The organism is Bacillus sp. UNCCL81 (assembly GCF_900112535.1).
In the GTDB taxonomy this organism is placed as follows: Bacteria; Bacillota; Bacilli; order Bacillales; family Bacillaceae_G; genus Gottfriedia; species Gottfriedia luciferensis_B.
On sequence record NZ_FOMF01000012.1, the window covers coordinates 54384 to 66665 of the forward strand.

Sequence of the window (12282 nt, forward strand, 5' to 3'; positions counted from 1 at the left end):
ATCCTCCTACGTTTAATAGTTTGTCCACCATGGTGTAACTTTTTGTTGATGAAACTTTCTATCCATTACTAATATATTTGAATAATTATTTTGTCCATTAAACTGAATCGGTAAAATATGGTGGCAATCCCAACTATCTTTCCAGTTTGGTTTGACATTATAATTATTTTCAAACCATTTTCTATATTCCGGTCTTATAGAATTCCACTCAGATCTTCTCTTTTGTTGTAAATCCTGGGATATTTTGGGGATTACAGCACTAGCTGGCACTGGCAACTTTCTTTTTGAATATGGATTCGTGTATTTTGGATATACATATCCTTTTTTATTATAAAGAGTCTTTCCTATTCCTTTATAAATAGGTGTATAACTATCCTTACCTCGGTAAGGAGTGACTTTAACATCCATTTTTCTAAATTTTGTAGTTGAAACATAAATATTCGTAAATTCTGCTTCTCCCAATTTCATAGTATCGGTATCTGACTTTACCCACTCAAATTTATCGTTAACGTGATTTGCCCTGTAAAAACTACGTTTAACTACATATTTTGTAGGCTTAGAACCATACTTTATATATAGATTACTCAGGTAGACATGATATCCAATGTAGTCCTTCTTTTTTTTCTTATCATACATCTTGTTAGCACCTACCCCTACATTTACTAGGATTACATCAGGTAAGACTTTCCTAGATAACGGGCTCGAAGAAGTATATATATCATGTATTTCATCTAAAGTATATGAATTTAAATCATTATCAAAAGCCATAATATTTAGATCTACATCCATTAATAGTGGCTTTTCAAGTTCTTCCTGAGTATAGTCATACTCCTCAAAATCTTCATTGTCTTCATCAGTAAGCTCACGTGTATCTAATCTAGTTGCTGGTTCCTCTGTACTAATTTCCTGTTTTTCTTCTTGTACTTGATCTTTTAGTCTAGCAATCTCTAATGCCATACTATCTTTTACAGTAGTAGTTTCAATTGGATCAGATAGAGTTCTAGCAGTTGCTCCCTCTTGATTTGCTATTTCTACTATATCGTCAATTTTTTTCTGTGCTTCATCGATTTCATTATTTAAATTGTTTAAAACACACTCACTCTGAGTTTCTGATTCAATACATCCCTCTGTATCTACTTCAGAAATAAACCCTTCTTCATCTATGGCTGCATTTTCTAAAGGTACTTCCCCTAGGTCTTTATGCCAATCAATATTAGACTCAATCACGTCCGAAAAATCTGAGTTAATACCCGAATTTGTGTATGCACTTATTTTAATAGAATAAATTCCTTCTAATAATCCTTGATAATTAGCGTTAACGTAAACTGGATCTGGGTCAAAAGGAAAATTACTACCTAATCTATCCGTATGCAATTTATACTGACCTGCTTGAACCTCAGTCTTAGTAGGCCATATCCCCTGATCTTTAGTCGACCAACTTAAGGTATTTCCAACGTCGAAACTTTGATACTCTTTACCATTAAATATCCAAACTTTATAACCATCTGCACCAGTAACTTCTTCCCATTGCATATCCAAATAACCTGTAGATTCGTCAATAGCATAATTATCTAAATTTGGAGTCAAAGGTGTTTCCAAAGATGGTTTTACCTCATTAGGAATAACTTTATAGAGATAAGTAGTCGAATAAACTGTTTCACCTTTAGTGTCATATGCACTTAATCTAAAATAGTATTTATCACTTGTCGCATATGTTGTACCCATTTTAGAATACAACTTGAATGGTTCTTTTGGTAAATCTAAACCTTGACCATCATGATGAAGTACTTGTGTTTTACTCGGATCTGCACTCGAAATTTCATCGGCGGTTGGCCAAATTCCCTTGTCTTTAGATGTCCAACTTGTATTATCATTCACATCAAATGACTCATAAAATTTACCATTAAATACCCATACTTTATAACCAGTAGCCCCTGGAATCGGATCCCATGTTAAGTTAACATATCCATAATTACTACCTAATTCATTTGCATACACTTCTCCTTTTGGTGGTTCAGGAACGGGAATTAATGGAATGTATGAATAAGATGCTGCAGGTTGTACCGTTTCACCATTATCATTATAAGGAACAATTTTTAATACATAATATCTTGGTTTATAATTAGGATTTGCTTTTTGGTAGACTAACGCAGGATCAATTGGCAGTTCATCACCAGATTTTGTATCGTCTAGATGTAGATCGTAACCTTCAGTCGGTTTTGGCCAATACTTTTTATCTTTCGTTGTCCATGATGTAACATTTCCGATGTCTAAAGATTCGAATGCTTTTCCGTTATACATTAAGAATTTGTAGCCTGTAGCACCCGACACAGGTTTCCAACTTAAATCAATATATCCATTATTTCCTCTTGTAAAACTTTTAACAGAAGTCATTTCTGCAAATTTTAAATTTGGAATCGTCGGTTTAAAAGGAGGGTCAGACTGTGCGCTTTCACCTAACGGGTAAATAGCTTTTATTCGAAACCAATAGTTTATATTATTTGGATATTTATTTCCATTCTTTTTATATAAAGGCGATGGATCATTTGGTAGTTCCACTCCACCACTTGTCCCATCATGTAATTTATAAACTCCACTTGCGATTTCTGATGGCGAAGGCCAAATCTTCCTTCCTTTAGTACTCCAGCTTGTTACATTTCCTACAGGAAACTCATCATAATTATTTCCATTAAAGATTAATATTTTATAACCAGTAGCTCCTGGGACTTTATCCCAAGTTAAATCAACATAACCTGAGTTTGTACTATCACCATAAGAATAGGCTTTACCGGTTGGAGAATCTGGTATCGGAATTGTATAATTGACCGATATGTAAGGATTATTATTTGAATTTGATGTTGAAACTATTTTTTTCCAATAAGATTGTCCATTACCATTTTCATGTATCTTAAAACCATAATTTGTTAAAGAGCCACCCAACCAGCTTTTCACTGTACTTGTTACGTCAAATATCGCCCACTGGTCTTTTGCTACACTTATAGTTTTAATATTTGTAGAACTTGGTCTTGTATTCCACGTAACAGTGGAGTTTGACCAAGATTCAGTGTTTCGATCTAAAAAAATATCAGTTGCGCTAGCTGATGCACTATGTGTAACATAAGCATTAAAAGTAGCATTTGTAATTGTTAGGCCATTCAAGTTAGCAGGTAATGCTTGATTTAATAATGCATAACAATTTCCTGTCGTGCTATCATAGTTACCAACTTTTAATATATACTCACCTAATCCTGAATCCCATTTCGATGTCGTACTTGAATAGTTTGTTGTCGGATACGCACCCATTACAAATGTGTCTGATGAGTTTGTTACTGAAGTTGTGGGATCAATAAAGATTGGAAATACACGTTCCGAACTAGCTAACCATTCTGGATCTGCATTTAAGGTTAACAAATACCCCTCTTCAGTTTTTTCAATCTCATAATTTACTTTATTAGAAGTTGCAGTTTCTCCCGAACCCTCATTATAATTTGAGTCGGACATAACAGGCTTAGGTAATTCAAAAATTTTTTTATTATCTTCATCTTTCAATAGGATGCTGCCATCCTCAATTACCGCTTCTAGATCTGTTTTTAATTTAAATTTAAAAATATGATAACCATCGTATTGATGTAATACTAAATCTTCTTTGGTATTCTGACTAAAAGTGTAATTTTGTAAGTCGATTGAAGGGAAAATACCTTTATGAACAATTTTATTAGTATTTTCAACAAAAGCAGCGTCAACATCTTTGGCGTTTAATGTTGTTTTGTCCTCTCCAATAGCTTGCAAGATTGATAGCGACAATGAATGTCCCTCATATGAAAAATTAGCATATTTACCATTAGACATTGTTTTTAAGAAATCAGTGTCAATTGCTGTATTTTCCGTTGTTACAATATTTGTTGTTGATTGATCTTTTACTAAATCAGGAGATATTTCTTTAAAATTTTCATCTCCTAATTCCTTCGTGTGTATTGGTTCAAAATATATTTTTTCTGTATATTTACCCTCACCGTTATAGAAAGTTTTGGTATTTTCGGTACGTTCATCAACTATTTCTCCTACTTCTGGTTCATTAAAAGAAGTAATACCTGTTTTAATATTATTTGCATCAGCATTATTTATTGGTATTTTCGCTTCAGCAAAAATATTAGTAGGTAATGATGCAAATAACAAGCTAAACATCACTAAAATCGTAAAAACATTCTTCAAATTCAGTTTTCTCACGTTGTATTTCTCCCAATATTTCATTTTTTTAAACTATTCCGATTCACTCTACCCTCCATAATTTAATATTCAAAAACCTTTTTCATTATAATTTGATTAGAAATAGATTACAATATTATTATTATTGTTAATTTTAATTATAGTAAATTTATTAGGTAAATTCAGAATATATTTTATTTAATTTCAAAATGTTTACCCCAACTTCTTGATATAATTTTCATATATCTTCTTTTTGCAACAATTTTTTCCATAATCTCAACCTGAATTAGTTTGTCCTAATTAAAAAAAAGAATATGAAGATAAATATTCCCTATTGCAAAGAATATGTAATGATAAAGGAAATAAAAAGAACTAAAACTAAAAAGAACCACTCCATTGACCAGAAGTGATTCTTTTTAGTTTTAAGTTATAGAAAGTTCAACTATGAACAACAACATTTTATCTATTTTCTTTCTATGGTAGTGGTAAAGGAGTTTCTAAAGGATGTCAAATTAAACTTCCTCTTTTTTATTGTTACTAAATCTCAATATCCATTATTGCAATAAAATTGATTTCTTTAAAATAATTGTTTTTTATAGCATATCAATCATTATATGGAATAAATATACTTCTATTCCGTTTCTTATATGAACAGTCTTTCCAACTTTAATATTCGCATACTCATAACCAATCAATTCTTGATATCCTATAGATTTCAATCTAAAATCATATTTCTTTATATATTCAACATACCTATTCCAAAATTCACCAAAATTATTTGATGTTGAATAAATTAATATAAAATTACATTTTAATCCCATTGTATCATATTTAAATATCTTATCTAAATGTAGATTTAAATATGTCTTTTTTAATGAATTTAAATTTAAAGCTTCTATAATTGAAAAAGGACGACCATCTTTTTGTTTTACAAAGATATCAACTTCTCCAGATGTTTTTCCTTCATTAGATTTTCCCCATAAAGTTTGGTCTTTATTACTAATGCCAGCCATATCTAAACAAGAAACTATAAATGTATTTCTTTCATTTTCCGTTTTATCTCTATATATATGGTTTCCTTGTAAATTAATACAAGCGTATAAGATAGTATCTAATAATTTTTCATAAGTATACTCTGAAAGCAAATCATATAGAGCTAACATTTTCTGAGTGCTTGTTTTTCCTTTTAATTTTTCAAATTCTTTTTCGATCCGAGTTTTATCGGCCATAGGAAATGTATTAATTATTTTACTTAATAACAAGTTAGCTTCTGCTTCTTCATTTACCTTGTTATCACATGCTAGCTTTTTTATATATAGAAGAAATTCAACCATTATTTGATCGTCTTTTACCTCATCCAAAAACTTATCAATTTTAATTATCTCAGCATTAAAATTTATTGAAAATATCGGTTCAATAGACCTTCTTATTAAATTTCCAGAAACATTTTTCAATAACGAACCTTCTACTAGTTCATTGTAAACCTCTTGATTTTTTATTTCATAAAAGTAATAACAAAGATTGTTAAACTCTTTTTTATAATCTAACCAATCTGATGGTTCGCTTAATCTTATCTTATTAAATGAATACAGCGTACGATAAAGTCCTACCTGAAAATGTGAAACTTCGTTAGTTGTAGAAAATATTTTTTGCTGCCATAATAGCTGAGCTATTTGTTTTAAATAATTTTCATTATTACCTTCCTGTTTTTGAATGATAGCTAGTAACATAGATACGACTAATATAAAAAAATCTGCATCAGTTCTGTTCTCTATGCAACTACTTGCATCTTCAAAATATTTAATACTTAATTTTAAAGAACAAATATATTCTTTTTGATCTTCAACTTCATTTGCCTTCAAAAAATTAACCAATCCTAGTTGAAAAAAACATTCACTTTGAATTTCACTTTCATCATGTTCACTTAACTTCAGATATATTTGCTCAATTTCGTCGGAATCTTCATCATAAAAAAGAAATAACTTTCTTAATCTGGTTAATTCTAAAAAACACTCTTCTGAAGAATCCCACTCGTCTACCAATAAGTTTAATGCAAACCTTTTTTTTATTTTATTTATCATTACAAAATTTATAAACTTTTCAAGTGCTTTCTTTCGAATATACTCATTCTCATCATTATCCTGTATAATTTTTTTAAAAAATTGTTGAAGTAATTTACTATCTAAATTTATCAATTCTTCAATACCTTTATTTTCAAAAAAATAGTATTTGTCCTTTAGAGGTAAAGTCTTAAATTTCTGTAAATCAACAGAATATGACATTAGAATACATATTCCTCTCTATTAAATACTTTTTCATTTTCAAATTTACTAACTAAATCTCTTTCTGCAGTTCCAATAATAATTTGCAACTGGTTAGAATATCTTTCATTGATGCCCTTTAATACATCTTTTAATCCATTTAGATAGTTTGAATCACCTTCTTCTTTATTTGGACTATCTATAATTAAAAAACGTGTATGTCTTCCAAAATTATATTCTATATCCAACTGAATAAGTCCTAAATATAAAGCAAGCTTTGCTCTTAATTGTTCACCTTCAGTTATCCCATCAAATGAAATATACTCTCCATCTTGTTCATAATGAATATCAAAATTTTCATTAATTCTAATTCCTGTTATTGAATGTAATCCAAAGTGTTTCAATTCCTCTAACATTAAATCATTTAAATAACCAATTATTTTTTCACTATTCTTATATCTCATCTTACTTAAATTTTTTATAGCCATCTCCAATAACTTTATTTTTATTTCAGCACTTTTATATACCATTTCATTAGAAGCATCTAATTCACTAAGACGATATTCTAAAACTGCTTTTTCTGAAATTAGAATATTAATATTTTCATTGTCATATTTTTTACTATCTAACTCGTTTAAATGTAATTCAATTTCAGCTAAACGAGTATTTAATTCTATCAAGTCACTTTTTTCGGATTTATTTATTTCCAATTTCTCTATTTCTTTATTAACTGTATCAATCTCTTCTTTCATTATTAAAATATTATTCTTTATTATTTTCTGTTCTTCCATTAAGTTTTCTTTTAAAACTTCTAAATCATTTATCTTCTGAATGTATAATTCTCTATTTAATTCATAATCCGTGTCATCTACTAATTCATGGCATAAAACACATTCTTTTTCTACATGATCACTTTTTATATCGTTAGATACTTTACGATTACAACTAGGACACTGCTTAATATTTAGATTTGAAAAGAAAATACCGATATCTATATATTCCTTCATATCATTTATTGAACGTATAACTTTGTTAGTTTCTTTTGTAATTCTTTTTAACTCAGTATTGTAGGATGTAAGTGTAGTTTCTAGTTGGCTACTTTGATTGTAGAATTTATTTAGATCAAGTGTTGCTTTCTTTAATGAGGAATTCTTTTCATTAATTACATCTATAATATAATTGTATTCTTTGTATAACGGACTAATAGGATTAATTTCAGCTTCTTTTAATTTTAGAGTAGTTAACTCCTGATCTATATCCCTTATTCTATTTAATAAATCTAGTTTTTTATCTTTCTCGCTACCAATAATATCTTTTGTTTGAGCGTTATTGAATTGTAAAAAATCTTTTTTTATTGAAAGTTGATTAATCGCGTATGTAAGTTCCAAACCTAACAACATCTGTAAAACTTTCTTACCTTGACTACCATACATTAACTTATCGCTATCTTTTGATTCTAAATAAATAGATTTAAAATAAGTTTTCCAACTTGCATTTGCTTCTATTAGTTCATTTTTATCTTTACTTGAGCTCTTTTGAGTCCATTTTAATGAATAGTATGAAAACTGTTTGAAAAAGAAATCTTGAATTTGTTCTTCATAGTCTTCTATTCCATTGGCGTCAATAATAGGATCTAACTTTTCCAAATTTAGGTCATCCAGATTATTTATAGCCTCACCATACAGTAAACCTTTCAATTTTCGAGATTTATTAAAAGTGATTATAATAGAGAAGTCTTTTTCATTGATTTTAAATACCAAAGCAAGAGAATGTAACCACTTTTTCACATCATTTTTAAGCTTATTATTACCTGTGAGCGCTAATTGAATAATTTTGAACAAACTAGATTTACCTTTAAAATTATTCGCAATAATTATATTTACTCCACTATTAAAGGGTAAATTAAGGTCTATCTTTTCCCCTTTACTCTTTTCACCTCGAACTATTACTCTTTGAATTAATAATTTTTTACCAGTTGATATAGGTGTATCTTTTTTAAAATCATTTAAACTACTTAATAATTCTTCAGTTTCTTTAAGAGTAAAAAATTCTTTGAATTCATTGTAAATTTCACTAACGAATTTTTCATAATTAAATTTCATATAATTCTTCTCCAAACATTTCAAAATATGTTCTTCTTACAGTATCTTGTATATCACTAATATAATCTTTATATGATGTATTTCTGTATTCATCAATTTGATATTGCATAACTTTTAATTGCGACCCAGAAAGATCCCCAAAATATTGTTTTATCAGTTCTAATCTTGATACATACCAGTTAAATGAAGACAAATGATTTACTTCTTGAAATTTTTCTACTGCTAAATCCGTAATAAAATATTGTTTATCTATAGTCTTTAAATCCAAACTCTTTTTACTTTTAAAATCAATAAAACCTATACTTTTTAAGAAACTTATTACATCGTCAATATTCTCATATGCGCCAAAGAAAAACCTTTCCATTTCAATTCTGCGAATAATTGGTTCATTGGAATCAAAGATAGTATTAATCAGATTTTTACAATCGATTTCATTTATTTTATTTTCCTTTGCAAATAACATAACTTCATAAGCAAAATAATCAGGATTTCTTAATAAAAAGTCAATTTTCTGTATTTTAACCTCACTTTTAAAAATCCTTCTAAAAGAATTTGGTTGATCTAATTCTTCAGAAAAGATATATAAAATTAAAAAAATCCTAAGCTTATCTTTATACCCTTTAATTTCTTCAGAAAAATCTATAGCATGATCTTCCATTTTTTCCTCCAATATTCACTTTAAGATATGATTTAATCTTATACTCAGTAATAGTAACTTTCAATTATTTCTGTTAAAATTATCCATTCAACCGGAATAGCCTTATTTCTATCTTTACAAGCTTTATAAATAAACACAACAAAAAAAAGACTTACACCGAGTGTAAGCCTCAGATTGTCGACAAAAGGGGTTCGGAATGGTCTTATTCCGAACCCCTTTTGTCATTTTTTTATATTTTGAGTGAGAATAGACCTCTGTTATCCTCATTTACTATGCTGTTTTTGGACCACTCCAAGTCCAAGTGGCCATCTTTTTTAAATTCATGGATGCAAAAGTAAGCATCGCCTGCATCGACAATTTTTTAAGTCCCCTTAAAGTTGTCCATCGCATACCATGCTTTTCTTTCGCATCTGCGAAAACACGTTCAATCGTTTCTTTTCGCTTCGCATAGATCGGTTTTACTTCTTCATGATGACGAAGGTGTTCTGCTTCCTCGATGTATTCTTGCCAAATATGACGAGTCACCACTTTTTGATGATCTTTACTTTCCGTACATTGCGCTAAAAATGGGCATGTCGCACAAATCTTTTTAGGTGATTTGTATTCACGATAGCCTTCTTTCGTTGTAGTCGAGTAAGTCAAAATTTCTCCTGCTGGACAAAGGTAACAATCATAGTGCTCGTCATAAACATATTCATGTTTTCGGAAGAAGCCTTCTTTTGTACGTGGTCGTGTGTATGGTAAAGCTGGTGTCATTTCGTTATCAATCAAGAATTTCGCAATAGCTGGTGTTTTGAATCCCGCGTCTGCCGCAACCGCAGTAGGCTTTCCAACTTTTTCAATCACTTCTTTTACTAATGGTTCCAACAGTTGACTATCATGTACGTTCCCCGGAGTCACAATACTTCCTAAGACAAAGCCGTTACGATCTTAAGCTGCATGAAAAGAGTAGGCGAATTGTTTGGTCCTTTCATCTTTTACATAGTAGCCACTTTCTGAATCAGTTGTACTTTCTTTGATTTCTTTTTCTTCTTCTTTCTCAAACTTGTCCGGGGGAAACGGCTTTTTTCCATGGTCTTCACGATCTTGATTGATTTCTGTTTGAAGCTGTTCTTGATAAGCTCGAGTTTCTTTACGAACGACTTTCTTTTCGAATTTATTCTTATTCGCACTCGCTTTCACATGGGTAGAATCAATGAAAATGTGCTCTGAACTAATTAATTTTTTCTCGGCAGCCAATTTCAAAATACGATAGAATATCTGTTCAAATAAATCGGAATCTTGAAAGCGACGCTCATAGTTTTTACTAAAGGTTGAAAAGTGTGGTACTTTATAATAAAAGCCATAGCCTAAAAACCAACGATAAGCCATGTTTGTTTCCACTTCTTCAATCGTTTTACGCATGGATCGAATGCCAAATGTATATTGAATAAAGGTTAACTTAATTAAAATAACTGGATCAATACTTAGGCGGCCCACAGGAGAATACATATCTTTCACCAAATCATAAATAAAAGAAAAATCAATTGATGCTTCTATTTTTCGAACTAAGTGATTGTCAGGTACAAGTTGGTCAAGTGCGATCATCTCTAATTGATCTCTTTGAATTGAATGATGTTTCGAAAGCATGTATTTCACCTCAAGAAAATTTTACTAATTCTATTTTAAAACAAAAAAGACTGTAGGCAAACTCGATTTTCATCGAGTTTGTCTACAGTCTGAGACTTACACCGAGTGTAAGCCTTATATATATTTTAGATAAATGGAGTTATGAGATTATTTAATGAATTCCACCTATTTCTAACATTCCCTTGATAATATTAATGCGGCCGAGAGGACTTGCCCCCCCACGGAGAAGCCTCCACTATGCCCTCAACCAAGTGTTATATATTACACACAGGATTTTTCATCATTTTTTCAATTTTTACGATATTTTCACCTGTCTACCCCAGAACTCTTTTTGAAATTACTTCGTCCCAACTCCTTTTTTATTCCTATTGTTGAAGAGTCAAGAGTCATAATTAAATAAATCTACCTTGCATTTTAATTCCATAAAAATTAATACCCAGAACCTCAAGATCAAATCACTTATATTCCCGTTCGTTAAAGTACACTTAGATGAACGCTTCTAAAATACTTGTAATCTACTAAAATGTATGTTCGTTATTTTGTGAAAATCAATTTTTGAACGTTCGGTGAATTCAAATAGATTTACGGACAGAATTTGGTATAATTTAGATATCAAATCGGAAAAAGGAATGAATATAATGGATAGTCGAAAATTTGGATACATTCGAGTAAGTAGTAAAGATCAAAATGAACAAAGACAATTGGATTCGATGAAACAACATGGTATAGATGAGCGTGATCTTTTCATTGATCAACAAAGTGGCAAAAATTTTAATCGAGAACAATATCAACTGTTGAAACGAATCCTTAGAAAAGGAGATATCCTTTATATTCATTCTCTCGATCGATTCGGAAGAAATAAAGAAGGTATTTTAGAGGAATGGAACGACATAACCAAAACTATTCAAGCTGATATTGTTGTCTTGGATATGCCGTTGTTGGATACAACTCAATATAAAGATAGTTTGGGTACATTTATTGCTGATCTTGTTTTACAAATTCTCTCTTGGATGGCTGAGGAAGAACGAGAAAGAATACGAAAGCGTCAACGAGAAGGAATTGATGCAGCTCTACGAAATGGAGTCAAATTTGGGAGACCTACTATACAACTTAGTAATGAATTTGAAAATGTATATGAAAGATGGAAGTCGAAGGAAATTACGGGGGTTGCTGCGATGAAAGAATTAGGAATGAAGAAAACGACTTTTTATAAATTCGTAAGAGAGTACGAGAAAACTAAAAATGAGTTGTATATATAATAGGAAGAAACTAGCTTAATCATCTGTCTAACATACCAGACCTTATCATCAACTAGTAAAAATATGACATTAGATTCAAAGTGTATATTTCTTGAGTACACTTTAAAAAAGCAAGTTTTTCAATACCTTTATTTTAACTTAATAATATATCATTATGAATTATTAGT

Annotated in this window: 5 protein-coding genes and 1 pseudogene; 1 reads left to right on the top strand and 5 read right to left on the bottom strand. The window is 30.1% G+C overall.

Going from position 1 to position 12282, the window contains the following annotated elements; translation table 11 throughout:
- Positions 1–12: 12 nt before the first annotated feature.
- From BM319_RS20775 to BM319_RS20795, 5 genes and pseudogenes are all read right to left on the bottom strand, one after another.
- Positions 13–4227, bottom strand: a complete 4215-nt coding sequence (locus BM319_RS20775; protein ID WP_025568270.1) for a DNRLRE domain-containing protein — start codon at positions 4225–4227, stop codon at positions 13–15.
- A 572-nt stretch (positions 4228–4799) separates the two neighbouring features.
- On the bottom strand, positions 4800–6488 hold the full coding sequence (locus BM319_RS20780; protein WP_025568271.1) for a hypothetical protein: 1689 nt from the start codon (positions 6486–6488) through the stop codon (positions 4800–4802).
- On the bottom strand, positions 6488–8569 hold the full coding sequence (locus BM319_RS20785) for a hypothetical protein (RefSeq protein WP_025568272.1): 2082 nt from the start codon (positions 8567–8569) through the stop codon (positions 6488–6490). The genes BM319_RS20780 and BM319_RS20785 overlap by 1 nt, the downstream gene beginning before the upstream one ends.
- A complete protein-coding gene (locus BM319_RS20790) occupies positions 8559–9227 on the bottom strand; it encodes a hypothetical protein (protein ID WP_025568273.1) in 669 nt (222 codons plus the stop codon). The genes BM319_RS20785 and BM319_RS20790 overlap by 11 nt, the downstream gene beginning before the upstream one ends.
- 270 nt (positions 9228–9497) lie before the next feature.
- Positions 9498–10856 (bottom strand): annotated as a pseudogene (locus BM319_RS20795) (IS1182 family transposase).
- Positions 10857–11494: 638 nt separating this feature from the next.
- Here BM319_RS20795 and BM319_RS20800 point away from each other — a divergent pair.
- On the top strand, positions 11495–12115 hold the full coding sequence (locus BM319_RS20800; protein WP_025568274.1) for a recombinase family protein: 621 nt from the start codon (positions 11495–11497) through the stop codon (positions 12113–12115).
- Positions 12116–12282 lie beyond the last annotated feature (167 nt).